The organism is Streptomyces iconiensis (assembly GCF_028657195.3).
Classification (GTDB): domain Bacteria; phylum Actinomycetota; class Actinomycetes; order Streptomycetales; family Streptomycetaceae; genus Streptomyces; species Streptomyces iconiensis.
This window is the reverse complement of the sequence record NZ_JANCPR020000009.1, coordinates 105,968-131,625: the sequence shown is the minus strand read 5'-3', so window position 1 is coordinate 131,625 and position 25,658 is coordinate 105,968. Positions and strand designations below refer to the sequence as shown.

The 25,658-nt window shown below is 70.6% G+C and carries 21 protein-coding genes; 3 read left to right on the top strand and 18 right to left on the bottom strand.

The features are described 5' to 3' along the window. Positions 1-12: 12 nt before the first annotated feature. The 10 genes from lepB (NMN56_RS11485) to proS all read right to left on the bottom strand — a co-directional run bounded on the left by lepB (NMN56_RS11485) (position 13) and on the right by proS (position 8,455). A complete protein-coding gene (gene lepB / locus NMN56_RS11485) occupies positions 13-978 on the bottom strand; it encodes a signal peptidase I (protein ID WP_274044253.1) in 966 nt (321 codons plus the stop codon). After that, the gene (lepB, locus tag NMN56_RS11480; protein ID WP_430542530.1) at positions 872-1,942 is read right to left on the bottom strand and encodes a signal peptidase I; all 1,071 of its coding nucleotides are present in this window, start codon (positions 1,940-1,942) and stop codon (positions 872-874) included. The genes lepB (NMN56_RS11485) and lepB (NMN56_RS11480) overlap by 107 nt, the downstream gene beginning before the upstream one ends. Before the next feature lie 529 nt (positions 1,943-2,471). Continuing rightward, positions 2,472-3,194, bottom strand: coding sequence for a signal peptidase I (gene lepB / locus NMN56_RS11475; protein WP_274044092.1), 723 nt, complete (start codon positions 3,192-3,194; stop codon positions 2,472-2,474). 44 nt (positions 3,195-3,238) lie between these two features. Continuing rightward, the gene (gene rplS, locus NMN56_RS11470; protein WP_274044093.1) at positions 3,239-3,589 is read right to left on the bottom strand and encodes a 50S ribosomal protein L19; all 351 of its coding nucleotides are present in this window, start codon (positions 3,587-3,589) and stop codon (positions 3,239-3,241) included. Between the two features lie 131 nt (positions 3,590-3,720). Next, positions 3,721-4,548 (bottom strand): tRNA (guanosine(37)-N1)-methyltransferase TrmD, encoded by an 828-nt coding sequence (trmD, locus tag NMN56_RS11465; RefSeq protein ID WP_274044094.1) that lies wholly within the window; start codon positions 4,546-4,548, stop codon positions 3,721-3,723. Continuing rightward, positions 4,545-5,099 (bottom strand): ribosome maturation factor RimM, encoded by a 555-nt coding sequence (gene rimM / locus NMN56_RS11460; RefSeq protein ID WP_274044095.1) that lies wholly within the window; start codon positions 5,097-5,099, stop codon positions 4,545-4,547. The genes trmD and rimM overlap by 4 nt, the downstream gene beginning before the upstream one ends. A 97-nt stretch (positions 5,100-5,196) precedes the next feature. After that, positions 5,197-5,436, bottom strand: a complete 240-nt coding sequence (locus NMN56_RS11455; RefSeq protein WP_274044096.1) for an RNA-binding protein — start codon at positions 5,434-5,436, stop codon at positions 5,197-5,199. Positions 5,437-5,438: 2 nt separating this feature from the next. Beyond that, the gene (gene rpsP, locus NMN56_RS11450) at positions 5,439-5,891 is read right to left on the bottom strand and encodes a 30S ribosomal protein S16 (RefSeq protein WP_274044097.1); all 453 of its coding nucleotides are present in this window, start codon (positions 5,889-5,891) and stop codon (positions 5,439-5,441) included. Between the two features lie 244 nt (positions 5,892-6,135). Next, on the bottom strand, positions 6,136-6,810 hold the full coding sequence (locus NMN56_RS11445) for a hypothetical protein (RefSeq protein ID WP_274044098.1): 675 nt from the start codon (positions 6,808-6,810) through the stop codon (positions 6,136-6,138). A gap of 226 nt (positions 6,811-7,036) precedes the next feature. Beyond that, positions 7,037-8,455, bottom strand: a complete 1,419-nt coding sequence (gene proS / locus NMN56_RS11440) for a proline--tRNA ligase (protein WP_274044099.1) — start codon at positions 8,453-8,455, stop codon at positions 7,037-7,039. Positions 8,456-8,656: 201 nt separating this feature from the next. Here proS and NMN56_RS11435 point away from each other — a divergent pair, with 201 nt between their 5' ends. Then, complete coding sequence (locus NMN56_RS11435) at positions 8,657-9,478, top strand: SAM-dependent methyltransferase (protein WP_274044100.1); 822 nt, start codon at positions 8,657-8,659, stop codon at positions 9,476-9,478. A 39-nt stretch (positions 9,479-9,517) separates the two neighbouring features. Here NMN56_RS11435 and NMN56_RS11430 read toward each other — a convergent pair whose 3' ends face one another. The 6 genes from NMN56_RS11430 to NMN56_RS11405 all read right to left on the bottom strand — a co-directional run bounded on the left by NMN56_RS11430 (position 9,518) and on the right by NMN56_RS11405 (position 18,348). Then, positions 9,518-10,033: a GNAT family N-acetyltransferase gene (locus NMN56_RS11430; RefSeq protein ID WP_274044101.1), complete on the bottom strand. Its 516-nt coding sequence runs from the start codon at positions 10,031-10,033 to the stop codon at positions 9,518-9,520. A 32-nt stretch (positions 10,034-10,065) separates the two neighbouring features. After that, entirely contained in the window at positions 10,066-11,619 is a 1,554-nt protein-coding gene (gene ffh / locus NMN56_RS11425; RefSeq protein ID WP_274044102.1) for a signal recognition particle protein, read from the bottom strand. Positions 11,620-11,719: 100 nt separating this feature from the next. After that, entirely contained in the window at positions 11,720-14,323 is a 2,604-nt protein-coding gene (locus NMN56_RS11420) for a [protein-PII] uridylyltransferase (protein ID WP_274044255.1), read from the bottom strand. Between the two features lie 5 nt (positions 14,324-14,328). Continuing rightward, on the bottom strand, positions 14,329-14,667 hold the full coding sequence (locus NMN56_RS11415) for a P-II family nitrogen regulator (protein WP_274044103.1): 339 nt from the start codon (positions 14,665-14,667) through the stop codon (positions 14,329-14,331). Next, the gene (locus tag NMN56_RS11410; RefSeq protein ID WP_274044104.1) at positions 14,664-16,061 is read right to left on the bottom strand and encodes an ammonium transporter; all 1,398 of its coding nucleotides are present in this window, start codon (positions 16,059-16,061) and stop codon (positions 14,664-14,666) included. Before NMN56_RS11410 ends, NMN56_RS11415 begins: the two co-directional genes overlap by 4 nt. Positions 16,062-16,575: 514 nt before the next feature. Beyond that, positions 16,576-18,348, bottom strand: coding sequence for an NsdA family TPR-like regulatory protein (locus NMN56_RS11405; RefSeq protein ID WP_274044105.1), 1,773 nt, complete (start codon positions 18,346-18,348; stop codon positions 16,576-16,578). Positions 18,349-18,678: 330 nt separating this feature from the next. Between NMN56_RS11405 and NMN56_RS11400 the strand changes: the two genes are divergently transcribed. Beyond that, entirely contained in the window at positions 18,679-19,386 is a 708-nt protein-coding gene (locus NMN56_RS11400) for a bifunctional DNA primase/polymerase (protein WP_274044106.1), read from the top strand. Between the two features lie 184 nt (positions 19,387-19,570). Here the strand turns inward: NMN56_RS11400 and ftsY are convergent, their stop codons facing one another. After that, complete coding sequence (ftsY, locus tag NMN56_RS11395) at positions 19,571-20,788, bottom strand: signal recognition particle-docking protein FtsY (protein ID WP_274044107.1); 1,218 nt, start codon at positions 20,786-20,788, stop codon at positions 19,571-19,573. Between the two features lie 101 nt (positions 20,789-20,889). On the opposite strand from ftsY, the gene NMN56_RS11390 reads away from it, so the two are divergent. Next, a complete protein-coding gene (locus tag NMN56_RS11390; RefSeq protein ID WP_274044108.1) occupies positions 20,890-21,906 on the top strand; it encodes an LLM class flavin-dependent oxidoreductase in 1,017 nt (338 codons plus the stop codon). 32 nt (positions 21,907-21,938) lie between these two features. Here the strand turns inward: NMN56_RS11390 and smc are convergent, their stop codons facing one another. Next, positions 21,939-25,538, bottom strand: a complete 3,600-nt coding sequence (gene smc, locus NMN56_RS11385; protein ID WP_274044109.1) for a chromosome segregation protein SMC — start codon at positions 25,536-25,538, stop codon at positions 21,939-21,941. Positions 25,539-25,658 lie beyond the last annotated feature (120 nt).

Here is a 25,658-nt window from a genome sequence, read left to right as displayed (position 1 = left end):
TACGTCAGGGCGTCAGCCCTTGGGCGGCGCCTTGTTGATCAGTCGCCTGCGCCGCCACAGCACGAGCGGCAGCGCTCCCGCGACGCCCAGCGCTGCCGGTGCGGTGACCGCTGCCGCCTGGAGCGACCGCTGGTCGTAGGTGTCGGGAATGGGGAGCGTGTCCCAGCGGTTGATGGGCCACGCCTTGACGATCGCGCGGCCGACGACCTGGTTCTCCGGTACGAAGCCCCCGCCGGGCTGGTTCTGGTGGTAACGGGAGTCGAGGGAGTCCTGGCGGTGGTCGCCCATCACCCACAGCTTGCCCTTGGGCACCTTGACGGGCCCGAACGGCTTGTCGTCACAAGGGGTGTTGCCGGGGAAGAGGTAGGAGTTCTCGTTCAGCGTCGAGCCGTTGACCCGGACCTTGCCGCCCTCCTTGCACTCCACCGTGTCGCCGCCGACCGCGATGACCCGCTTGATGAGGTCCTTCTCGTTGGCCGACGGCATCAGCCCGATGAAACTGAGGCCCTTCTGAACGAAGTTCTCCTCGACCGTCGCCTCGGGCAGCCAGCCGCCCGGGTCGTGGAACACGATGACCTCGCCCCGGTCCGGGGTCGAACCGAACCACGGCGTGAGCTTGTCCACCAGCACGCGGTCTCCGCGCTGGAGCGTGTCCTGCATCGAGTCGGAGGGGATGGAGAACGCCTGCACCAGGAAGGTCTTGATGACCAGCGCGAGAACGAGCGCGATACCGATGAGCATCGGCAGTTCTTTCCAGAACGCACGCTGCTTCTTGCTGTTTCCTGAACGTCCTTGGGGGATGTCTCCCGGCCCTTCCTGTCCGTCCCGCGGGCCTCCAGGGCCCGAACCGTTGCCTTCGGGGGTCACGCTGTCACTGTCTCTCTCCACGGCCGGTGGTTCTCCGTCGCCCGTCCTGCCCCGTTCTCCGGGCCTCTTGTCTTCCGGATCGCCGGAACCAGACCGTGCGCCGACCGCCAAGTCCCCCACATCCACTCCTCACACCGCTCTGCCGCCTGTCCGAGAGCCGGTACAGGCCCACCACTCCCATAACGAGCGGGAGTTCCGCAGAGAACGGGAGTTGCACGACTCGATTGTCACCGGCCGCGGACGACGCGGCCGTTGCGCCACGCGCGTCAGGTACCGAAGCATATGTCTCCGGTTCCTCAAGCCGTCGCCAGTGGTCGAACGGCCAGGCGATGACAACCGCTTTCCCCAGGACCAAATCCTCCGGAATCATCCCCTTGTCCGGTTCCTTCAAGTGGTACCGGGAATCTGCTGAGTTGGACCGGTGGTCGCCCATCACGAAGACGCGTCCCACGGGCACCGTCACTTTGAACTTGATCGACGAGGGCTTGTTGCCCGGATGGAGATACGGCTCGTCCAGAGGGGTGCCGTTCACCGTGATGCGGTCCTGCTTGTCGCAACAGCGCACCGTGTCACCGCCGACACCGACGACGCGTTTGATCAAGTCCTGTTCGTCGTCCGAGGGAAGAAGCCCGATGAAGGTCAGGAACTCCTTGCCCTGTTTGATCCCGATCGGATCGTCCTTCTTCTTGGCCTTCTCATGTTCGAGCCAGCCCCCCGGATCCCGGAAAACGACCACGTCCCCACGCTCCGGTTTCGAGCCGAACCAGGGAGTGAGCTTGTCGACGAGCACACGGTCACCGATCTTGATCGTCTGCTCCATCGACCCCGAGGGAATGACGAACGCCTGGACCAGGAACGTCTTCAGCACGAGAGCGATCAACAGCGCGACCCCGATGAGGATCGGTATCTCCTTGGTCGCCGAAAGCCGCCTGCGGCGCTTGATGCGCTTGGCCGCGCGTCTGCGGTCGGCCCTCCCCTGCCCTGGGCGGCGCAGCGCGCGCCGGGCCTCGTCACTCTCGTCGTCGTCCGGGAGGGGCCCGCTCTCCTCCGGAAAGGAAGGAGGGGGCTCCTGCACCCGTGGTCCGTCGAAAGGGCCGCGCAGCGCCATGGTCTCGCGCGTGGCATCCGGCCACTGACCCGGATGCGGGGCCGTGTGCGGTCCCGGTTGGGCGGCGTTCGGGGGGAGGCCGGAGTAGTCGAAGGGCTCGGTGTATTCGTAGCGCCCGTAGTACGCCGAATCGCCCGACGGTGCATGTCCGTTGGCGGGGGGAGGGCCCGGGGGCATCCGGCCCGCGGGCGGCGCCTCACCACCGTACCCGTGGCCGCCGGGTCCCGGCCCTGGCGCCGGTCCAGGTGCTGGTCCTGGTCCGGGCGCCGGTCCGGGTACCGGCGGCCCCTGTCCGGGCCGTAGGCCCGGGCCGTACGGACCGGGGCGGCCGTTCCGGACGTGGTGCCCGTTCGGGTCTCCCGGAGGGTCCTGGACGCCGTTTTCGTCGTCGTAGTAGTCGTCCGCCTCGTTGGGAACGCCGTACGCGTACCTGCTGCGGGGGCGGGGGCGCGGCGGCTCGGGGGTTCCGTCCCCGCCGTGGTACGGGCCGTGACGATCAGCCATGACCGCCGCCGGCGGTCGCGCCTCCGCGCACCGAACCCAGGCGGCCGACGGGCCAGCCGATCCACTCGGCCCGCCCGATCACGCGCTCAACGGGCACCGTGCCGCCGCCGGGCTCACCGAGATGGTCACGGGAGTCGCTGGACCGGGAGCGGTGGTCGCCCATCACCCACAGCCGCCCCTCCGGCACCCTTGTCTCGAAGGGGACGACCGAGGGTGCGTCTCCGGGGTGGAGGTAGCGCTCGTCCACCGGCTCACCGTTCACCTCGATCCTCCCCCGCTTGTCGCAGCAGCTCACCAGGTCCCCGCCGACACCGATCACACGCTTCACGTAGTCGGTCTCGGCGGGCCGGACCAGGCCGACCGAAGCTCCGGCCTTACGCAGCAGAGTGGTCACCGGGCTCCCCTCGGAGCCCGCCTCTCCCGCGAAGGAGTCCGTACCGTCAAACACCACAACGTCCCCACGCTCCGGATGGTTGCCGAACCGGTAGGCCAGCTTGTTCACCAGCACCCGGTCACCGACCCGCAGCGTCGGCTCCATCGAGGAACTCGGGATCAGGAAAGGCTGCATCACGAAGGCGCTGGTCAGCAAGAGGACCCCCAGCGGTACCAGCACCCAGGCCCCGAAACGAACGGAGCGCGACCAGTTCTTCTTGCCCCCTTCGGGGCCGGAAGAACGGTCGCGCTCCGGTTCGTTCAACTGTGCGTCGGTGTCCATCGAGCCGAAGCCTAACCGGCCGTGAGGACACCGAGGACGCGAGATCAGTTGTCGCGCTTCTCCTTGATCTTGGCGGCCTTGCCGCGCAGGTCACGGAGGTAGTACAGCTTGGCGCGGCGGACGTCACCGCGGGACACGACCTCGATCTTCTCGACGATCGGGGTGTGCACCGGGAAGGTGCGCTCGACGCCGACGCTGAAGCTGACCTTGCGGACCGTGAAGGTCTCGCGGACGCCGGCGCCCTGGCGGCGGATGCACACACCCTTGAACTGCTGCACACGCGAGCGGTTGCCCTCGATGACGCGCACATGGACGTTGACCGTGTCACCGGGGCGGAAGGCCGGTACGTCGGTGCGCAGCGAAGCGGCGTCGACGCTGTCGAGAAGATGAGACATGTCCGTCTGCTTTCCTCGCTGATGCCACAGGTCATCAGCGGAATGATCGTGATGCTGAATGGGGAGCCGCCACTCCGTGCGGGCGTTGGTCCCCCTGTGGCAGGGTCGCGCGCCGGACGTGAGGCAGCGGCCTATTCTTCCACGGTCTGCCCGCTCGGCCAAAATCGGCCGTCCGTTCCCTGCCACCAGCCCAGGGCTTGCAGGGTCGCGCGGTCGTACTTGTCGAGCGCCGCGGGGTCGCAGCGCTCCAGGAGATCGGGTCGGTTGGCCGCCGTGCGCGCGAACGCCTCGTCCCTGCGCCAGCGGGCGATCTTGCCGTGATGGCCGCTGAGCAGCACCTCGGGGATGCCGCGACCACGCCACTCGGGGGGCTTGGTGTAGACGGGGCCCTCCAGGAGGTCCGCCATGGCTCCCGGGGCGAAGGAGTCGTCACGGTGTGACTCGGCGTTGCCGAGCACGCCTGGCAGCAGCCGGGCGATGGCCTCGACCATGACCAGCACGGGCGCTTCTCCCCCGGCCAGCACATAGTCGCCGATGGAGACTTCGCGCACCTCGACACGGCCCGCGTACTCCTCGATGACGCGGCGGTCGATGCCCTCGTAGCGCGCCGGCGTGAACACCAGCCAGGGCCGCGCCGCGAGTTCGACGGCGAGTTCCTGGGTGAAGGGCTTTCCGCTCGGGGTGGGGACGACGATCACGGGCTGTTCCCCGCTCTCGGCAGCCCCGTCGGCCCCGCCCAGGATCTCGTCCAGTGCCTCGCCCCACGGCTCGGGCTTCATCACCATGCCGGGGCCGCCGCCGTAGGGGGTGTCGTCGACGGTGTGGTGCCTGTCGTGGGTCCAGGAGCGCAGATCGTGCACCCGTACGTCGAGCACGCCGCGCGCGCGTGCCTTGCCGACCAGGGAGACGTTCAGGGGCTCCAGGTACTCGGGGAAGATCGTGACGACATCGAGCCTCATGTCTCGCTGTCCTCCGGGGGACCCGCCTCTTCGGCGCCGCCCGCCTCGCCGAGCAGCCCGGGCGGCGGGTCGATGACGGCTCGCTGCTCCTCCAGGTCGATCTCGGGAACGATCTCGTTCACGAACGGCACCAGTACCTCGCCGCCGTCCTCGCGGCGCACGATGAGCAGGTCCTGCGACGGCAGGTGCGCGACGCTCTCGATACGTCCCACGAACGTGCCGTCCCGCGTGACCACATCGAGGTCGGCGAGCTGGTGGTCGTAGAACTCCTCGGGGTCCTCGGGGCGGTCCTCCGGGTCCACCTCGGCGATGAGGAGTGTATTGCGCAGCGCCTCGGCGCCCGTACGGTCGCTCACGCCCTCGAAGTGCAGCAACAGCCTTCCGCTGTGCACGCGGCCGTGCTGGATGGTGAGGGGGCCCACCGAGGCGGGCTCCGTGGCGAGGACGGCGCCAGGTCCGAGCCGCAGTTCGGGCTCGTCCGTCCTGACCTCCACCGTGACCTCGCCCTTGATCCCATGGGCGCGGCCGATGCGCGCGACGACTAGCTGCACTGTGCTTCTCCGTGCTCGGTCTGTGCCTGCCCGTGACAACGGGCCGGGGGCGGCTGTGTCGCCGTCCCCGGCCCGTGCCGGTGCTGCATGCTGCGGTTCAGCGGACCTGGTCCACGTCGACGAGATCGACGCGAACCCCTCGTCCGCCGAGTGCACCCACGACGGTGCGGAGAGCGCGCGCGGTGCGGCCGTTACGGCCGATCACCTTGCCGAGGTCCTCGGGGTGTACCCGGACCTCCAGCACGCTTCCACGGCGCAGATTGCGCGAGGCGATCTGCACCTCGTCGGGGTGGTCGACAATGCCCTTCACCAGGTGCTCGAGGGCCTCCTCGAGCATCCTCAGGCCTCGGTCGACTCGGTGGCGGACGCCGACGAATCAGCCTTGTCGGCCTCGTCCGCCTTCTTGTCGGCCTTCTTCGCCTTGGGAGTGATGGCCTCGCCCTTGGGCTCGCTGCCCGACTCCTTGGCCGCAGCCTCGAAGAGGACCTTCTTGTCGGTCTTCGGCTCGGCGACCTTCATCGGCTCCGGGGCCGGCAGGCCCTTGAACTGCTGCCAGTCGCCGGTGACCTTGAGGATGGCCGCGACGGGCTCGGTCGGCTGCGCACCGACGCTGAGCCAGTACTGCACACGCTCCGAGTTGACCTCGATGCGCGAGGGGTTCTGCACCGGGTGGTACAGGCCGACCTCTTCGATGGCCCGGCCGTCACGGCGGGTACGGGAGTCGGCGACGATGATGCGGTAGTGAGGCGCGCGGATCTTGCCCAGACGCTTCAGCTTGATCTTGACTGCCACTGGAGTGGTGTCTCCTGGTCTTGACGTGGGTGGACACGACGGACTTCCACGTGGGGTTGTGGTGCCGGTGTGTCCGAATGGACGCGTCAGCCGGAGGAGAGAGGGGTCCTGTGCGGCTGTCGAGTACAGCCGACCATGATGCCACACCCAGGAGGTTCGGCTGAAACCCGCCCCCGCTCCTGGCTCGGCCGGACCCCAGGACGCGTGCCCCGTCGGGGCCCGCGTCCCGTGCCGCGCCTGTGCGTCAGCCGACCACCGCCACCGGCTCGGGCACCGAGGCGGGCCCGGCCTGCGACTCCACCGGGATACGGAACTGCTTTCCGCAGGCCCCGCACATGATGGGGGCCTGGGCCAGCACCGACGGGACGACCCGGACGTTCCGCCCGCAGTCGCAGACCGCCTTGACGCGGACGCCGCCCCCGGAGGAGCCGTGCCGCGCGGCAGGCCCACGGAAACTGCGGCCTGTATCGGTCTCGGTCGCGACGCTGTACGCCTTCAGCGCGCGCTGAAGGCGCTCGATGGTGGGGCGATAGCGCCGTCTGGTCTCGGGGGTGAGGACCACGAGGGAGAAGCCACTGCTGGGATGCGGCTCCTCCGGGTGATCCAGACCCAGCTCCTCGGCGATCGCCAGGAAGCGACGGTTGTGATAGCGGCCGGCTCGGGAGGTGTCCCGGACACCGCGTGCTGCGGCGATGCCGTGGACTGCCTCATGGAGCAGCCTTTCGAAGGAGAGGCCGGCGCCGCATGCGGACGACGACTCTCCGATCAGCGATTCGGGCGCGGCCAGGTCCGGCAGCTCGGAGTGGTGCCGTTGAATGTCGGCCCAGGCGGCTGCCAGTTCGGCGGCGAGAACTGGTGGTGTCGTGCTCACGTCGTTCCCAACGAGCAGGAGTGCCCCGGTGTTCCGATTCCGGGGCATCCCAAATAATTTGCACGTACCAGTCAGTTAACGCTGATGGGTCTGGACGAGGGCGGGTGCGCCGATCTGAGGAGAAGCCTCGCACCAGGCCCAAGCCGGGACGTATCACCGGGTCGGCCCGCTGCTGTAGTACGGCGTACAGACACCGCGCAACTCAGCGCGGGCACGCCACTTGGCGTGTGCCTCTGCTGTGTCCGCTTCCCTCGCGACTCCTCATGGGAGCAGCTCAGTAGGCACGCGCCACAACGGCCACGTTCCCAGGTGCGTCGTCCGTCTCCGGAACCGATCCGTCCTCGGCGACCAGACAGCGCACCGTTACGGACCGCTCGGCGAGTTTGTCCTCGCCCTCCGGTCCCAGAGCGGACCACGGGATACGGGCCCACCCTCCGGCCACCGCTGCTTCCGTGGCTTCCCCGATCGTACGCACGTCCGTCGTGTTCCCCTCACGCCGCTCCCTGGACTGCCGCAGCAGGAGCGCCTGGTCCTCCTCCAGCAGTCCGGGCAGCAGGCCGGCGAGCACGTCGGTCCGCACCTGTTCCCTGCTTCCCGGAACGCGCCGGACCATCGTCGCGGTTCCCCCGTCCTCCAGATCGCGGGGGCCGATCTCGATCCGCACGGGCACGCCCTTGAGTTCCCAGTCGACCGCGCGGCGGCCGAAGGCGGTGTCCGTCCTGTCGTCCACCTGCACGCGCAGTCCCGCCGCGCGCAAGCCCGCGGCGGTCTCATGGACCTTCGCGAGCACGGGCTCCTCGCCCTTCACCGCGAGAACGACGACCTGTACGGGGGCGAGGCGGGGCGGCACCCGGAGGCCGTCGTCGTCGCCGTGCGCCATGACCATGGCGCCGACCATGCGGGTCGTGCTGCCCCAGGAGGTCTGCCAGACGTATTCGCGGGTGCCTTCGCGGGAGAGGTAGCGGGTGCCGAAGGCACGGGCGAAGTTCTGGCCCAGCTCGTGGCTGGTGCCCATCTGGAGTGCCTTGCCATCACCCATCATGGCTTCCAGCGTGAGCGTGTTCAGCGCCCCGGCGAAGCGCTCACGCGCGGTCTTGCGGCCGGGCAGCACGTCGATGCCGAGGACCTCGGTCATGAAGTCGGCGTACACATGGTGGTGAATACGGGCCGCGAAGTTCCGTGCGTCCTCATGGGTGGCATGCGCGGTGTGGCCCTCCTGCCAGAGGAACTCCGAGGTACGCAGGAAGAGTCTGGGGCGCATCTCCCAACGGACCACGTTCGCCCACTGGTTGATCAGCAGCGGCAGGTCCCGGTAGCTCTGGACCCACTTGGAGAAGTAGTCGTTGATGATCGTCTCAGAGGTGGGCCGTACGACGGCGGGCTCTTCCAGCTCCTTGCCGCCGCCGTGGGTGACGACGGCCAGTTCCGGAGAGAAGCCCTCTACGTGCTCCGCCTCCTTCGTCATGTAGGACTGCGGGATCAGGAGGGGGAAGTAGGCGTTCTGGGCACCTGTCTCCTTGATGCGGACATCCATGCCCGACTGCATCCGCTCCCAGATGGCGTACCCGTACGGCCGGATCACCATGGTGCCGCGCACCGGGCCGTTCTCTGCCAGCTCTGCCTTGTTGACCAGCTCCTGATACCAACGCGGGAAGTCCTCGGCCCTGGGGGTGAGGACGGGTGCTTTCGCCATGCCGGGCATGCTACGACCGCCGCGCCTGGGTTCGTGTCCGGACGGGGCACACCGCGGGCAGGGCGCACAAGGGGGGCGTGGAAGACATCAGGGCGCACCCTCTGGACTCCCGGGCAGATGCGCAGTTCCCTGGCGATACGGGGGCATGCACCCATGGGGGACCCAGACAACTGCGACGGATCTTCGGATTGGGGCGTTGCGATGACACCCGCGCTCGTACACCACCAGCACCGGACAGTGCTCCCTGCCGCCGAGGGCGCGGTACGGGCGCGCGACTGGGCCGAGATCCAGGAACGGATGCTGGCTCCGCTCTGCGAAGCGGTGTACGAACGGCTGGAGACGGGACCCGGATCGCGGGTGCTCGGGCTCGGCTGCGGTTCGGGGCTCGCGCTGCTGCTCGCGGCCCAGCGCGGCGCCGATGTGTGCGGTGTGGACGGGGACGGGGCCCTGCTGGAACTGGCCGCTGAACGCCTGCGGACGGGCCCCGGGAGCCCCGAGGACGGCGCGTGCCCCTGGACCGCGCGGCTGTGCGAGGGCTCTCCCCGCGAGGCGGTGACAGCGGACGCTCCCCCGACGCTGGTGACCGCGTTCGGCACACTGCCCACAGCCGGTGAACTCTCCCTGGTGACGGCGGCGCTGCCGCGCGGCACACCAGTGGTGCTGACCGGCTGGGGCCCGGTGGAACGGTGCGCCGCAGCGCCCGCGCTGCGGGTGGCCACACGGCTCGCGGAACCCGCTGGGAGGCACCCAGGGTGGTGCGGCCGTGACGACCTGGAGGAGCTGGCCGTCCGCTGCGGGCTGCGGCTGGAGGGGTCAGGCAGAGTGGCGTGCCCGTTCGGCTACGCCGGGATGGAGAGCGCCGTACGCGGGCTGCTCTCGACCGGTCTGTACGACGAGGCCGTACGGGCGACGGACGAGGAACAGGTGCTCAAAGAGCTGGTGGAGGCGCTGCACCCGTATCTGCTGGCCGATGGCACGGTGTGGATGCCGAACCTGTTCCGGTACGTCGTCGCGCGGGCGTAGACCTCCGCGGGCGCCGGCCGGCACGCGCGCCGGACGCGGTCAGATCCCGGGCCACTCCTCGACGGTGAGGGCGAAGCGTTCGTGGTCGCGCCAGGCGTTGTTGATGAAGAGCATCCGGGGCGAGAAGCCCTCGTGCCGGAATCCGAGGCGCTTGGCCATGGCCAGCGAGCGCTCGTTCTCGGGCTGGACGTTGATCTCCAGGCGGTGCAGCCCGAGTCCGTCGGGGCCGCTTCTGAAGCAGCGGTCAACGACCAGCCGCAGCCCCTCGGACATCCGCCCTGTCCCCGCGTAGGGCACGTAACTGTCGTAGCCGAGTGCGCCGTTGCGGAACCGGGCCCTCACGATGTTGGCGACGTTGACGCGGCCGACCAGCCCGTCGTCCTCCTCGTTGAAGATCATGAACGTACGGAGCGCGGGTCCCTGGCGGCGCAGCAGGTCGGGGAAGCCGTCGGGCTCCACCGGGTTCCACGGGCTGAGATGGTCCGTCGAGCGCACGACGGCCTCGCTGTAGGGACGTTCGTCCGCTGGCCGCGGAGGGCGGATGTATACGCGCATGCACGACATCATCCGCCTCCGCGGCGGCGGGTTCACTTCGGGGGCAGCATGTCCTTGAACTCCTGCGGGAGTTCGAAGTCGCCCGCGTCCTGGCCCGGTCCGGGGATCCCGAACGCGCCGCCCTCGGACTTACGGGTCGCAGCGGCCTCTTCCTCCTGCTTGCGCTTCATCGGGTTGCCCGACTGGCGCTTGCCCTTGACCTTCTTCTGCTGCTTGCCCTTCTTCTTGCCACCGCCGGCGCCAGGCATGCCGGGCATACCCGGCATCCCGGGCATGCCGCCGCCCTGGGCCATCTTGGACATCATCTTGCGCGCGTCGAAGAAGCGCTCCACCAGGCCCTTGACCGCGCTGACGTCCACACCGGAACCCCGCGCGATACGGGCACGACGCGAGCCGTTGATGATCGTCGGCTCGGCCCGCTCGGCGGGGGTCATGGACTTGATGATGGCGGCGGTGCGGTCGACCTCGCGCTCGTCCAGATTGTTGATCTGGTCCTTCATCTGGCCCATGCCCGGCATCATGCCGAGCAGCTTGGAGATGGAGCCCATCTTGCGGACCTGCTCCATCTGGGCCAGGAAGTCGTCGAGCGTGAACTCCTTGGGTCCCTTCTGGAGCTTGGCCGCCATCTTCTCGGCCTCTTGCTGACTGAAGGTCTGCTCCGCCTTCTCGATCAGCGTGAGCATGTCGCCCATGCCGAGGATGCGGGAGGCCATCCGGTCGGGGTGGAACGCGTCGAAGTCGTCCAGCTTCTCGCCGTTCGACGCGAACATGATCTGCTTGCCGGTGACCTTCGCGACCGAGAGGGCCGCACCGCCGCGTGCGTCGCCGTCGAGCTTGGAGAGCACGACACCGTCGAAGCCCACGCCGTCCTGGAACGCCTCGGCCGTCGTGACCGCGTCCTGGCCGATCATGGCGTCGACGACGAACAGCACCTCGTCGGGGCTGACCGCGTCGCGGATGTCCGCCGCCTGCTGCATCAGCTCCTGGTCGATGCCGAGACGGCCAGCCGTGTCGACGATGACCACGTCGTGCTGCTTGTCACGCGCGTAGGTGATCGAATCCTTGGCGACCTTGATCGGGTCGCCGACTCCGTTGCCCGGTTCGGGAGCGAAGACCGTGACACCCGCGCGCTCGGCGACGACCTGGAGCTGGTTGACCGCGTTGGGGCGCTGGAGGTCGGCCGCGACCAGCATGGGGGTGTGCCCCTGCTGCTGGAGCCAGCGGCCGAGCTTGCCGGCCAGGGTGGTCTTGCCCGCGCCCTGGAGGCCCGCGAGCATGATGACGGTCGGAGGCGTCTTGGCGAACCGCAGCCGGCGGGTCTCCCCGCCGAGGATGCCGACCAGTTCCTCGTTGACGATCTTGATGACCTGCTGGGCAGGATTCAGCGCCTGGGAGACCTCGGCTCCCAGAGCACGTTCCTTGACCTGCTTGATGAAGGCACGGACTACTGGCAGTGCGACGTCTGCCTCAAGCAGGGCGATACGGATCTCGCGCGCGGTGGCATCGATGTCCGCCTCGCTGAGGCGCCCTTTGCCACGGAGGTTTTTGAACGTCGCACTCAGACGGTCGGAAAGGGTATCGAACACAGCGCTCGTCGGTCCTCGGGTCGGTGGCGGAGTCAATCTCTGCCAAGGGTAGCCGCCTCCGCCAGTGGCACTTCCTCGCCCGCCGTAATCCGTACGGCCCTCAGCGCAGCTCGGCCTCCAGCCGCTCCGCGAGGCGTACCGCCTCGCCGTCCGGCAGGCGGGCGCCCCGCGCGTCCGTGACGTAGAAGGCGTCCACCGCGTTCGCGCCCAGGGTGCTCACATGCGCGCTGCGCACCCGCGCTCCCGCGCGTTCCAGGGCGTGCCCGATGCGGTGGAGGAGACCTGGGGCGTCCTGGGCGCGCACCTCGATGACGGTGGCGTACCGCGAGCCTTCAGGTGCGACGGTGGCTCTCGGCGGCGGTGCCTGCGCCCCGCGGCGGCGGGCGCCGCGATGTGCGGCCTCGCGCTCGGCCAGCTTGGCCGCGATGTCGAGCGCACCGTCGAGCACCCGTACGAGATCGGCCCGCAGCCGGGCCGCCTCCGGGAGTGCGCCGTACTCGGCTGCCACCCGCCAGGTCAGCAGCAGCACCCGCCCGGTGGGCCCCTCGTTCACACCGCGCGGCAGCTCGGCCAGCCGCAGGTCGGCTGCGCGCACGGTCAGCCTGTGGAGCGCGAGCACTCCGGCGACGGCGGGGAGCACCCCGGGCCGGTCGTTGAGTGCTACTAGCAGCTCGACACCGACCGGCTCCCCCATGGACGGCTCCTCCGGGTTTCCGGCCGCCCCTTGGTGCATGTTTCCGGTCTGCGTGCCCGGCCGCGCGCCGTCCCCAGTGAGATCCGCGCGTGTGCGCAGCGCCAGTACGGGGCCGCCTGTGCGGAGCGCTTCCATGGCGAGCCGTTCGCCCTCGGCGGTCATCTCGTCCGGCTCGGCGGTCCTGTGCTCGACCGGTTCGCCCGCGAGCACGGCGCCGACCCGCTTCACCAGGTCGCCCACCAGACCCGCGCGCCAGGCCGACCAGACAGCGGGACCCGTGGCGAGCGCGTCGGCCTCGGTCAGCGCGTGCAGCAGTTCGAGGGCGCCCGCCCCGCCGACCGCTTCGGCCACGGACTGGATGGTGGCGGGGTCGTCCAGGTCGCGCCGGGTCGCCGTCTCGACGAGCAGCAGATGGTGGCGCACCAGCGTGCCGAGCACGTCGGTGTCCGCACTGTCGAAGCCGATACGGGCCGCCACGTCGCGGGCGATGGTCTCCCCCGCGAGCGAATGGTCGCCGGGCCCGCCCTTTCCGATGTCGTGCAGCAGCGCCCCGACCAGAAGCAGGTCGGGCCTGTGCACCCGCCGGGTGAGCGCCGAGGCCCGTACGGCGGTCTCCACCAGGTGGCGGTCGACGGTGTAGCGGTGCACGGCGTTGCGCTGCGGCCTGCACCGGACCCGTTCCCAGTCGGGCAGCAGCCGTGTGACCAGGCCATTCGCCTCCAGCGCCTCCCACACGGGCACGGTCGCCTCTCCCGCGCCGAGCAGGGTCACGAACTCCTCGCGCGCCTCCGGTGGCCACGGCACCGGCATCTCCGGCACCGAGCGCGCCATCTTCCGTACGGCGGGAAGGGCGAGGGGCAGCCCGGCCTGCGCGGCGGCGGCAGCCGCACGCAGCGGCAGTACGGGATCGTGTGCGGGACGGGCATGCAGGGCCAGCGCCGCCTCGCCCTCGTGTTCGACGACGCCCTCGGCGAGCGGCGCCCTGTCCCCCGCGACGGCCGCACCCCGGCCACCGCGGCCACCCCGACCCCCGCTGCCCGCGACGCCACCGACGCCACCGACGCCACCGACGCCACCGACGCCACCGCGCGAGGCTCCCCCGCGAGCGCCGCCCAGCATGCCGCGCACCCCGCGGCGGCCCCCGCGCGCGCTGCCGGACCGGGCACGCAGCACCCGGTCGACCTCACGCCAGGTGACCTCGCTCGCGTAGGCGAGGGTGCCCGCCGCCTCGTACACCGTGCGGAGCAGGGCGTCGGCGTCCGGCAGGCCGAGGCCCGCGGCGACCTGGTCCTGGTCCTGGAGCGAGAGCCTGTCGGTCGCGCGCCCGGTGGCAAGGTGCAGCGCGTCCCGTACGTCGAGCAGGGTCGCGCGGGCCTCCTCCAGCCCCTCGCGCGGCGCGTCCGCGAGCCAGGAAGCGGCGACGGCACGCAGCGCCGTGGCCTCGCGCAGGCCACCACGTGCCTCCTTCAGGTCGGGCTCCAGCAGGAACCTCAACTCACCGTGTCTGCGCGCCCGTTCACCGGCCATCTCGTGGAGTTCGGGCAGCCGTGCGGGCGCCTGCGCGCGCCACTGCGCGAGCGCCCCCGTCCGAAGGCCGGCTGTGAGCGCCGCGTCGCCCGCGATGTGCCGGGCCTCCAGCAGCCCTAGCTGCACCTTGAGGTCCTGCTCCGCGGCCTCGCCGGCCTCGGTGAACGTACGGACGGAGTGGTCGAGTGCGAGGCCGAGATCCCAGACCGGGTACCAGAGGCGGTCGGCGACGGCGGCGATCTCCCGCGCCGGGGCGCGGCCGTCGTGGAGGAGGAGCAGGTCGAGGTCGCTGCGTGGAGAGAGTTCGCCGCGTCCGTAGCCGCCGACGGCCACCAGCGCGACGCCCCGGGGAACGTCCTGGCCGAAGAGCGCGGCCAGCCATCCGTCCGTCAGTTCGGCCAGCGCCCGGCGGCGCTCCGGCCCGGCCTGCGTCTCCTCCTGGAGAAGGCGCAGCCGGGCCGCCGCGTAGCCACCTGGCCCCATGCCGCTCACAGCGCGTCGGGGCCCCGGTCCCCTGTGCGGACCCTGACCGCGGTCTCGACGGGCACCATCCACACCTTGCCGTCACCGATCTTCCCGGTTCGCGCCGCCTTGACCACGACGTCGGTCAGCTGTTCGGCGTCGACGTCCTCGACCAGCACCTCGATACGGACCTTGGGTACGAGGTCGACGGTGTACTCCGCGCCTCTGTAGACCTCGGTGTGGCCGCGCTGGCGCCCGTATCCGCTGGCCTCTGTGACGGTCATGCCCTGCACTCCGAAGGCGCGCAGCGCCTCCTTCACCTCGTCCAGCCGGTGCGGCTTGATGACCGCTGTGATGAGCTTCATGCGTCCACCCTGGCTTCCGCCCCGTCGTTCGTCTCGTCGTTCGTTCCGCCGTTCGTTCCGTCCTCAGCCCCGGCGTGCACCTCGGCGTTCGTTCCGGTGGTCGCCGCCCCGGCGTACGTCTCGTGCCGCTTCGCGCCCGGAGCCGTCGGTGCCGCACCGGGTACGGGCGTCTCGCCCCGGGTGCGTACCGAGGAGCCGCCGCCCGCGGTGAGGTCGTACGCGGTCTCCGCGTGGAACGCCTGGTCGACACCGGCCGTCTCCTCGTCCGCACCGGCACGGAAGCCGATCGTGGCCTGCACCAGCTTGGCGAGGATCCAGGAGACGACGAAGGAGAACGCCATCACCGAGAAGGCTCCGACGGCCTGCTTGCCGAACTGTTCCAGGCCGCCCACACCGTCCACGGCGAGGAAACCGACCAGCAGGGTGCCGATGACACCGCCGACGAGATGGACACCGACGACGTCCAGCGAATCGTCGTAGCCCAGCTTGAACTTGAGGCTGACCGCCCACGAGCACACGCCCCCGGCGACCACGCCGATGGCGAGGGCTCCCATGGCGTTCACATCGGCGCCGGCGGGGGTGATGGCGACGAGCCCCGCGATGGCACCCGAGGCGGCCCCGAGGGTGGTGAAGGCGCCGTGCCGGATCCGCTCGTGCACGAGCCAGCCGAGGACGGCGGCGCCGGTGGCGACCTGCGTGTTGAGCGCCATGGTCGCGGAGCTGCCGTCGGCGGCCAGCGCCGACCCGGCGTTGAACCCGAACCATCCGAACCACAGCAGCGCCGCCCCCAGCACGACGAGCGGCAGGCTGTGCGGACGCATCGGGTCCTTCGTGAAGCCGATGCGCTTTCCGACGACGAGGACGGCCGCGAGGGCGCCGATCCCGGCGTTGATGTGGACGGCGGTGCCACCGGCGAAGTCGATGACCTCAAGCTCGTAGAGCCAGCCACCCTCGGCCCACACCCAGTGCGCCACGGGGAAGTAGACAAGGGTCACCCACAGCGTGAGGAAAACGGCCCAGGCACTGAACTTCACACGGTCGGCGAGCGCACCGCTCATCAGTGCGGGCGTAAGGATCGCGAACATCATCTGGAACAGGACGAAGACCATCACCGGAATTCCGCCCTTCTCGGTCAGGGATTCGGGAGAGATTCCCTGAAGGCCGACGAAGTCGAGGTTTCCGATCACTCCGCCCGTATCGGGGCCGAAGGCGAGTGAGTATCCGTAGAGGACCCACAGGACGCTGACGATCCCCAACGAGATGAAGGACATCATCAGCATGTTGAGCGCGCTCTTCACCCGGACCATGCCGCCGTAGAAGAAGGCGAGGCCAGGAGTCATCAGCATGACCAGGAACGCGCTGATCAGGACGAAAGCGGTATCCGCGCCGTTCAATGTGAACGTCTCCTCGAAGTCACGAGCCGTGCGGGCTGGGTTCTGCGGGCGGTATGCACGACAGGTTTCCGAAGCCCGGTTTCCAGCGATGCCGTGAGGTGTTTCACAGCCGTGACGATGAACGGCGGAGTGTTACGAGGAGATGAATCGGTGGCCCACACACATGAAGCAGCGTTACCCTTCCCGCTCTTCGGGAAGGCACCCGCCCGCCCGGAAACAGCTCCCCTCCGGCAGCCGCCACATCCCCACCGGAAAGACCCCGCGCGGAAAAGGTGCCGCGCCGGAAAGGCCCCGCTCAAGGAAGAGCAGACCCGCGCGGAGAACGGCAATCCGCGTGCGGAAAAAAGCAGACCCGGGCGAGGAAGGCAGCCCCCTGCGAACGGCAACCCCGCACAAAGAAAGACCGGCCGCGAGACCGGCCGCGGTGGCTGCCGTGTGACCTGGCGTGTGGGGGGGCCGAGCCGGGATCGAGGGGACGCCGTCGCGACCGGCCGTACGCCGCCGCCGGGCCGTCTCAGCCCGCTACGGCCGCCTCGCCCTCCGGCAGCTCGGCACGGAGCCGCTCGCTCAGTTCGATGACATCGGCCACTCCGCCGAAGTCCCGCACCGCGCTGGCGGCCGTACGCCGCAGGCGGTTGTTGACCCGTTCCGAGCGCAGCCGCTTGGCGACCCCGATCGCCTCGCCCACGCGCACGGCGCATCCCTCGGGCTCCTGCTGGAGCAGGTGCACGCTGGCCATACCGATGAGGTTGAGCGCGTAGGACCGCTGATGACCGCCGCCTTCCGCCTCGGCGGCCTCGCGACGGAACAGCTCGACGGCGCGCTCCATCACCGGGCGCGAGAGGGAGGCGTACGTGGGGCTGCGGCCCGAGGAGTAGGCCAGATCGCGGTACGAATGGGCGTTCTCGGCGCACAACTCCGCCTCGGAGAAGAAGCGGATCCAGTCCGGGTCGCCGTCCGCCGAGTCGATCTCGGCGAAGGTCTCCTCCGCCATCCGCACGGCGCGCTTGCACTTGCCCGGCTGGCCCATGTTCGCGTAGGAGCGCGCCTCCATGGCGTACAGCATCGACTGGGTACGGGGCGTGGAGCCCTCCCTGCTGCCGTACTGCCCGAGATGGACCAGCTCCAACGCGTCCTCGGAGCGGCCCAGATGAATCATCTGGCGGCCCATCTTGCTCAGTACGTACGAGCCGAGCGGCCGGTCACCGGCCTCCTTCGCCGCGTGCAGCGCGAGCACGAAGTACTTCTGTGCCGTGGGCTGGAGGCCGATGTCGTAGCTCATCCAGCCCGCCAGCTCGGCCAGTTCGGCGGTGACGCGGAAGAGACGGCGTGCCACCTGCTCGGGGTGCTGCTCCTGGAGAAGGTCGGTGACCTCGTGCAGCTGTCCGACGACCGCCTTGCGCCGCAGCCCTCCGCCGCACTGCGCGTCCCACTTGCGGAACATCTCGGTGGTCTGCTCCAGCAGCTCCAACTCGGGCGTGGAGAGCCGGGGTCCGCGCCGCAGACCCACAGCGGCGACCTGCGTACGTGTCCCCTGCGCCGCCCCGCCCGGCACCGCACGGGCCCTGCCCCGCACACCGGGAACAGCCCTCACCGCCGAGAGCCCCACGTTCCCGGCGACCCTGCCGGCGGCGCTGGCCACAGAGGCGGTCGCCCCGGCCACGAACCCTGGGGCGGCTCCGGCCCCGGACCCACCGCCGGGCGCACCGGAAGCGAGGGGACCGCCGGAAGCACCGCCAACGCCGCCAGCACCGCCAAGGCTCCCGAACGTGCCGCCGGGGCCGCCCTCTTGCTGAGCGCCCTCGACGCCGCCGGGGCTGGGCACCAGCCAGCGCTGCATGGGCTCGATGAGTGCGGGTCCCGCCGACATCGCCAGGGAGTTGCCGAGGAAGCCGCGCCGCCCCAGCATCAGGTCGCTGCGTGTGAAGTCGCTGATCAGCGCCACGGTCTGTGGCCCTGCCCAGGGCAGGTCGACCCCGGAGGCCGCAGGGGACTGCCGGGCCGGCCGCAGGCCGAGGTCCTCGACGGCGACGACGCAGCCGAATCTCTCCGAGAACAGTTCCGAGAGGATGCGCGGGATCGGCTCGCGGGGCTGCTCGCCGTCCAGCCAGCGGCGCACACGTGAGGTGTCGGTGCTGATGTGGTGCGCGCCCAACTGCCGTGCACGACGGTTCACCTGGCGTGCCAGCTCACCCTTGGACCAGCCGCTGCGTACGAACCACGAGCGCAGCCGTTCGTTCGGGCACTTGCCGACCTGCCCTCCCTCACCCACTGGTAACGCCCCCATCCGCCCCCGCGACGGGCTCCGCAGCCGACTCACCGCGACACCCTCCGCGGCACACCATGCCTCCGGCATACTCACGCCGCTGAGCTTCTCTCCACTGTGTGTACCGAAAGTAATCCTACGATCACGAATCCCGCGAGGGTGATTTCAGAAACGCCACCATTCGCCACCCCTTCGAATGAACCCCCGCGCCCCTCCGCACGCTTGACTTGTCACCTTGGAACGACCGCACGGAGAGCCACCAACTCCCTGCCCCCGTCCAGCCGTTCCGGCCGTCATTGTGCGCGTCAGCGCTGTCGTAACCATAGGCATTCGGGACCCGTTGGAGGGAGCATGGGCTTCACGATCGGCGCCATCAGCGGTCTCAGCGGCATCCGGGAGATCAGGGATCTGCGGCCCGGTTCACGCAGGCGCGATCGCGCCTCAGCGTGCACGGCCGTCGCGGAGTACACGGGTCTGTGGGGCTGGGACGTCGTTCCCGGCGCCAGGGCGGCACGGTCGGGGAGCAGAGCCGAGTGCTCGTGCGGGGCCAGCGCGTGCCCCGCACCCGGCGCCCACCCGCTCGACGCCTCGCTGGAGGTTCCGGCCGGCTCCACCCTCGCCGAGGCGGCCGATGCCTGGTCGTGCGTGCCGGGCGCCGCGCTGCTGCTGCCGACGGGGCGGGCCTTCGACGTGATCGAGGTGACGGAGACGGCCGGGCGGTGCGCCCTGGTACGGCTGGAGCGCATGGGGGTGCCGCTGGGCCCCGTCGCGGCGACGCCGCACGGGAGGACGTGGTTCCTGGTGGCGCCCGGCGCCGCGGCCGAGCTGCCCGAACTGCTCTACCGCATGGGCTGGGACGACGCCGACCTCGACCTGTGCGGCAGGGGCGAGGGCGAGCACATCACGGCGCCGCCCTCCGACCTGAGCGGCCTCGGCCCGGTGCGCTGGCTGCGCCCACCAACGCTGGAGGCAGCAGGCCGCCCTCCGCAGGCCAGGCTGCTGCTGGGCACGCTCGCCTATGTGTGCCACCGGGTGGCGAAACTCCCCGGGCAGGGCTAGGCGGCCCCGGCACGGTCCGATCGCGGTGTGCCCGATCGGCCCGATCCCAGACTGAGCGGTCCCGGATGCGACGGGCGCCGCCGCGGGGCAACGGGGGTGCACCGCGACGGCGCCGGGGCCGCTCGCCCTCGCCGAGGGTTTCCTCGCCCTCGACGAGGGCCGTCACATGTCTCGGGAAGCGCCCTCACTCGTCTCCGACGAGGGCGTCCACGAAGGCTTCGGGCTCGAACGGCGCGAGGTCGTCCGCGCCTTCGCCCAGGCCCACGAGCTTCACGGGTACGCCCAGCTCGCGCTGCACGGCGACGACGATGCCGCCCTTGGCCGTGCCGTCGAGCTTGGTGAGCACGATGCCGGTGATGTCCACGACCTCGGCGAAGACCCGGGCCTGTACAAGACCGTTCTGGCCCGTCGTGGCGTCCAGCACGAGCAGCACCTCGTCGACCGGACCCTGCTTCTCGACGACGCGCTTGACCTTGCCCAGCTCGTCCATGAGGCCGGTCTTGGTGTGGAGGCGGCCCGCGGTGTCGATCAGGACCACGTCGGCGCCCGCCTCGGTGCCCTGCTTGACCGCGTCGAACGCGACCGAGGCGGGATCGCCGCCCTCGGGACCGCGCACGGTGCGGGCGCCGACCCGCTTGCCCCAGGTCTCCAGCTGGTCCGCCGCAGCCGCGCGGAAGGTGTCGGCGGCGGCGAGCACGACGGACTTGCCGTCCGCGACCAGCACCCGGGCGAGCTTGCCCGTGGTCGTGGTCTTGCCCGTACCGTTCACGCCGACGACCAGCGCGACACCGGGACGGTCGACGGCGCCCCGCGTCTCCGTATGGACCGTACGGTCCATGTCGGTGCCGACCAGGGTGAGCAGTTCCTCGCGCAGCAGGGCGCGAAGATCCTGCGGGGTGCGGGTGCCGAGCACCCTGACGCGCTCGCGCAGCCGCTCGACCAGGTCCTGGGTCGGAGCGACACCGACGTCGGCGGTCAGGAGCGTGTCCTCGATCTCCTCCCAGGTGTCTTCGTCCAGGTGTTCCCTGGACAGCAGGGTAAGCAGGCCCTTGCCGAGGGAGTTCTGCGAGCGCGAGAGCCGCGCGCGCAGCCGTACGAGCCGTCCCGCGGAGGGCTCGGGGGTCTCGATCTCGGGTTCGGCGGGAGCGGCGGGCTCCTCGATGACCGGGGCCTCGGCCTCCGCTTCGGGAAGGCCGACCTCCTCGATCGTTCTGCGGGGCGCTTCGGGGGCGCCCTCCGCCTCCTCACCCAGCTGAGGTTCGGTGGGGGCCGTGGTGGTGCTGGTGGGGGTGGCGGACTCCTCGGTCTTCAGCGCCTTCTTCTTACGGCCGCTGATCACGAGCCCGCTGACCGCGCCCAGCACGATCACGGCGATGACTACAACAAGGATGACGATTTCCATAGCGGACCCAGTATCCGCCACCGTCAACAGTTCCCGGCCATTCCCTCTTCTCGCGCGCTCCGCTACGGTCCTCGCCTCGCCGTCTCCGAGCCGTCTCCGCGATGGGGGTACCCGTGACCGTGACGACCAGTGTCCGCTTCAACCTCGTGCATCCGGAGGCTTCTTCGGGAAGCCCTACCGAGCCACTGGGCGACCGCTACCAGGCGGCGCTCGACATGGCGGCCTTCTGCGACGAGGCAGGTGTGACCTCGCTCATCGTCGAGGAGCACCACGGCTCGCCGGACGGCTGGCTGCCCTCACCGCTGGCGCTGGCCGGCGCTTTTCTGGGACGTACGCGCAGCACGCTCGTCACCGCGTGCGCGATCCTGGCGCCGCTGTACGACCCGCTGCGGCTGGCCGAGGACCTCGCGGTGCTCGACCTGGTCAGCGGCGGCCGGCTGATCACCGTGGCCGGGATCGGCTACCGCCCGGAGGAGTACGAGGCGCTCGGTGTGGACTTCGCGCGGCGCGGCGCACTCCAGGACGAGGCGCTGGAGACGCTGCTCGCAGCCTGGACAGGCGAACCGTTCGAGTACAGGGGCCGCAAGGTGCGCGTCACACCGAGACCGCACTCACGGCCGCACCCTCCGCTGTTCGTGGGCGGCAGTTCCCGTCCGACGGCCCGCCGCGCGGCACGCCTGGGCCTGCCGCTGTTCCTGCCCGCTCGCCTGCCGGAGCTGGCGCGCTACTACGAGGAGCAGTGCGCCGCGCACGGCACGGGGCCCCTGTGCCTGATGCCGCCGGCCGAGATGCCCGCGCTGCACCTGACCGAGGACCCGGAGCGCGCCTGGGCCGAACTGGGGCAGCACTTCCTGTACGAGGCCAAGCGGTACGCCTCATGGCAGACGCCGGACGTGCACTCCCTGATGACGGCGCGGGCCGCGACCGTGGAGGAGCTGCGCGCCGAGGGCGTCTACCGCTTCGTCACCCCGGACGAGTGCCTGGAGCTGCTGGAGGGCCAGACGGCCGAGGAGGGGCGCCAGCTGCTGCTGCACCCGCTGTGCGGCGGGATGCCGGTCGAGGAGGGGTGGCGCTCGCTGCGACTGCTTGCGGAGCGGGTGATCCCGCGGCTCAGCTGATGATTCCGCGGCTCAACTCGTGACCCTGCGGCTCAGTTGAGGCGCTGACTGATGACCTTGGAGACGCCGTCGCCCTGCATCGAGACACCGTAGAGCGCGTCGGCGACCTCCATGGTGCGCTTCTGGTGCGTGATCACGATGAGCTGTGAGCTGTCCTTCAGCTCCTCCATGATCCGGATCAGCCGCTGGAGGTTGGTGTCGTCGAGCGCCGCCTCGACCTCGTCCATCACGTAGAACGGGCTGGGCCGCGCCTTGAAGATGGAGACCAGCAGCGCCACGGCGGTCAGTGAGCGCTCGCCGCCGGAGAGCAGGGAGAGCCGTTTGACCTTCTTGCCCGGAGGGCGCGCTTCCACATCAACGCCGGTGGAGAGCATGTCGTCCGGGTTGGTGAGGACGAGGCGCCCCTCGCCGCCGGGAAAGAGCCGCGAGAAGACGCCCTCGAACTCCCGCGCGGTGTCGTGGAACGCCTCCGTGAAGACTTGTTCGACCCGCTCGTCGACCTCTTTCACGACCTGGAGCAGATCGGCGCGTGTCTTCTTCAGGTCCTCCAGCTGCTCGCTGAGGAACTGGTGCCGCTCCTCCAGCGCCGCGAACTCCTCCAGCGCCAGCGGGTTGATCTTGCCGAGCTTCTGGTAAGCGCGCTCCGCGGCCTTCAGCCGCTTCTCCTGCTCAGCCCGCACGAACGGCACCGGCTGGTCGCGCGCCTGGGAGCCCGCGGCGGAGCCCTCTTCGCCCTCGGCTCCCTGTGGTTCCTCGCCCTCGGCAGGCGGCGACGGGGGCACGGGCTGGTCGGGTCCGTAGTCGCTGATCAGCCCGGCCGGCTCGACGCCCAGCTCCTCCAGTGCCTTGGTCTCCAGCTGTTCGATGCGCATCCGCTTCTCGGCGCCCAGCACCTCGCCCTTGTGCACCGAGTCGGTGAGCTTGTCCAGCTCCTCCTTGAGCTCCCTGCTCTGGTTGCGCTCGGCGACCAGCGCCTGTTCCCGCTCGGCCTTCGTACGCTCGGCGCCCTCCCGCTCGGTCTGTGCCCGCTCCAGGGACACCTCCACGTGCGCCAGCAGTTGCCGCCCGCCCGAGGCGACCGCCTCGGCGACCTCGGCCTCGTACCGCATCCGGGCCCGCCGCTCCTCAGCGCGCGCCCGCGCCTCCCGTTCAGCACGCGCCCCTCGGTCCAGCGAGTCCGCGCGCCCGGCGAGGGACTTGACCCGCTCCTCGTGCGTACGGACCTGAAGGCGGGCCTCCATCTCGGTCTGGCGCGCGTTCGCGCCGTCGGCCGAGAGCCGGTCGCGTACGGAGGTGTCGGGCTCGACTCCGCCGTCCGCCTCCTGTGCCTCCTCGGCGACCGCCAGGCGCTCGGCCAGTTCGCCGGCCTCCTCGGTGGCCCGGGCGAGTGCGTCCTCGGCCTTGGCGACAGCGGCGGCCGAGCGTTCCGCCTCGCCCTGGGCCGCACGGGCCTGGCCGCCGAGCGTTCCCAGCCTGCCCGCGACCCGGGACTTCTCGCGCTCCAACGTGCTCCGGCGTGCGCCCAGTTCCTCCACCTTGACAGCGCACTCCGCCCGGTGCGCTGTGGCGGCCTCCTGTGCCCTGGCCAACCGTTCGCAGCGGGACTCCAGCTCGGTCAGCTCGGCCGCCGCCTCGTCGACGGCCGCCTGGGCCTCCAGAAGGCTGGGGGCTCCCGCCGAGCCGCCGTGGGCGAAGTGCGCGCTCAGCAGGTCGCCCTCGGCGGTCACAGCGGTCAGCTCCGGGTCCCCCGTGACCACGTCCTCGGCCTCTTCGAGCGTCTCGACCACGACCGTGTCCCTGAGCAGCCTGTGCACGGCGGCCCTGAGCGGTTCCGGCGCGCTCACCAGTCCTGAGGCGGGAACACCTGACCGTGGCCGCACACCCTCGCCTTCCCCCGCGGGTCCAGGGGCGTGCGCGCCACCTACCAGCAGGGCCGCGCGGCCCTCATCCTCCTTGCGGAGCAGGCGCAGCGCCTCGGCGGCGGCGGCCGGACCGTCCACGACGACCGCGTCGGCGGCGGCGCCCAGGGCTGCGGCCAGGGGCAGTTCGTACCCCTGAGTCACGGTGAGAAGTTCGGCGGCGGGCCCCAGAAGTCCGGTCAGCCTGTCCTTGGCGGCGAGCAGTGCGCCCGAACCGTCCTTACGGCGAAGGCCGAGGGCGAGTGCGTCGTGGCGTGCCGAGGTGGCGGCACGCTCGCGTTCGGCGGCCGTCGTCTCCTCACGCGCGGTACCGAGCGCGGCCTCGGCCTCGGCGAACCGGTGCTTCGCGGCCTCGTGCTGCTCGGCCAGCTCGTCCTCGCCGGCGCCCGCGCCGTCGACCTCGGCCTGAAGCGCCTCGTACTCCTCCTGCGCCTCGGCCGCGCGCGCGAGCGCCTCGTCACGCGCCATGGCGAGCCGGTCGATCTCGGACTGCGCCGAGGCCACCCGGCTACGGGCCGTGCCCGCCTTGCCCCTGAGTCTTTCGAGGCCCTCCCTGCGGTCGGCCAGCGCCCGCGCCTCGTCCCTTATCCGGCGCTCCTCGTCGGCCAACTGCCGCTCCAGCTCGGCCCGGTGCGCGACGGTCTCGTCCAGCGCGGTGCTCGCGGCCTCCAGCGCCGCCTCCAGCTCGGCCTCCTGCTCACGGACACGGGCCGCCTCGCGCTCCATGTCCTCGGGGTCGCGGCCCCGCCGCTCCTCGGTGGGAGCCGCGCCCGCGTGCTGTACGCGCTGGTCGGCCAGGCTGATGGTGCCGCGCACCCGTTCGGCGAGCTGCGACAGCTCGTACCAGGTCTGCTGGGCACGCTCCAGCCGCGGCGCGAGGGTGCGCACCTGCTGCTCCAGGTCGGCCTCGCGGCGCAGCGCCTCCTTCATCTCGGCCTCGGCCGCCTCCTTGCGCTGCTTGAGCGCCGCCTCGTCGGCGACCTCGGTGCGCAGCGCGTTCCGCAGCCCCACAAGGTCGTCGGCGAGCAGCCGCAGTCGCGCGTCCCGCAGGTCCGCCTGGATGACCTGGGCCCTGCGCGCGACGGCGGCCTGCCGCCCGAGCGGCTTGAGCTGGCGGCGCAGTTCGTCGGTGAGGTCCTGTACGCGGGCGAGGTTGGCCTGCATCGCGTCGAGCTTCCGCAGCGCCTTCTCCTTGCGCTTACGGTGCTTGAGCACGCCCGCCGCCTCCTCGATGAACGCGCGGCGGCCCGTCGGGTCCGCGTGCAGAACGCCGTCGAGCTGGCCCTGGCCCACGATGACGTGCATCTCACGGCCGATGCCGGAGTCGGAGAGCAGCTCCTGGATGTCGAGCAGCCGGCAGGTGTCGCCGTTGAGCTGGTACTCGCTGCCGCCGTTGCGGAACATGATCCGCGTAATGGTGACTTCGGAGTAGTCGATGGGGAGCGCGCCGTCGGCGTTGTCGATCGTCAGCGAGACCTCGGCCCTGCCGAGCGGCGGACGCCCGGTGGTCCCGGCGAAGATCACGTCCTCCATCTTGCCGCCGCGCAGCGACTTGGCGCCCTGCTCGCCCATGACCCAGGAGAGCGCGTCGACGACGTTGGACTTGCCGGAGCCGTTGGGGCCGACGACACACGTGATGCCGGGCTCGAAGCGCAGCGTCGTGGCGGAGGCGAAGGACTTGAACCCCCGCAGTGTCAGGCTCTTGAGGTGCACGCGTCCGGACCCTACCGAGGTTGTCCCGGCGCTGTCGCGCCGACGGTCCCGAAGGGCCTGTGAAGGCTTCGATCGAAGGGTTTCACCCAGAGGGGGTGAGGGCACATCAGACGGTAACGA

Bases quoted from the DNA above. Each gene is read 5' to 3' on its own strand.
- NMN56_RS11435 (WP_274044100.1), top strand. From the start codon at position 8,657: ATGACACCCGCGCTCGTACACCACCAGCACCGGACAGTGCTCCCTGCC.
- proS (WP_274044099.1), bottom strand. From the start codon at position 8,455: ATGGCGAAAGCACCCGTCCTCACCCCCAGGGCCGAGGACTTCCCGCGT.
- NMN56_RS11415 (WP_274044103.1), bottom strand. From the start codon at position 14,667: ATGAAGCTCATCACAGCGGTCATCAAGCCGCACCGGCTGGACGAGGTG.
- NMN56_RS11400 (WP_274044106.1), top strand. From the start codon at position 18,679: ATGGGCTTCACGATCGGCGCCATCAGCGGTCTCAGCGGCATCCGGGAG.
- trmD (WP_274044094.1), bottom strand. From the start codon at position 4,548: ATGAGGCTCGATGTCGTCACGATCTTCCCCGAGTACCTGGAGCCCCTG.
- NMN56_RS11405 (WP_274044105.1), bottom strand. From the start codon at position 18,348: ATGGGGGCGTTACCAGTGGGTGAGGGAGGGCAGGTCGGCAAGTGCCCG.
- NMN56_RS11390 (WP_274044108.1), top strand. From the start codon at position 20,890: ATGGGGGTACCCGTGACCGTGACGACCAGTGTCCGCTTCAACCTCGTG.
- ftsY (WP_274044107.1), bottom strand. From the start codon at position 20,788: ATGGAAATCGTCATCCTTGTTGTAGTCATCGCCGTGATCGTGCTGGGC.
- lepB (WP_274044092.1), bottom strand. From the start codon at position 3,194: ATGGACACCGACGCACAGTTGAACGAACCGGAGCGCGACCGTTCTTCC.
- rplS (WP_274044093.1), bottom strand. From the start codon at position 3,589: ATGTCTCATCTTCTCGACAGCGTCGACGCCGCTTCGCTGCGCACCGAC.
- NMN56_RS11430 (WP_274044101.1), bottom strand. From the start codon at position 10,033: ATGCGCGTATACATCCGCCCTCCGCGGCCAGCGGACGAACGTCCCTAC.
- NMN56_RS11420 (WP_274044255.1), bottom strand. From the start codon at position 14,323: ATGGGGCCAGGTGGCTACGCGGCGGCCCGGCTGCGCCTTCTCCAGGAG.
- NMN56_RS11445 (WP_274044098.1), bottom strand. From the start codon at position 6,810: ATGCCCCGGAATCGGAACACCGGGGCACTCCTGCTCGTTGGGAACGAC.
- NMN56_RS11455 (WP_274044096.1), bottom strand. From the start codon at position 5,436: ATGCTCGAGGAGGCCCTCGAGCACCTGGTGAAGGGCATTGTCGACCAC.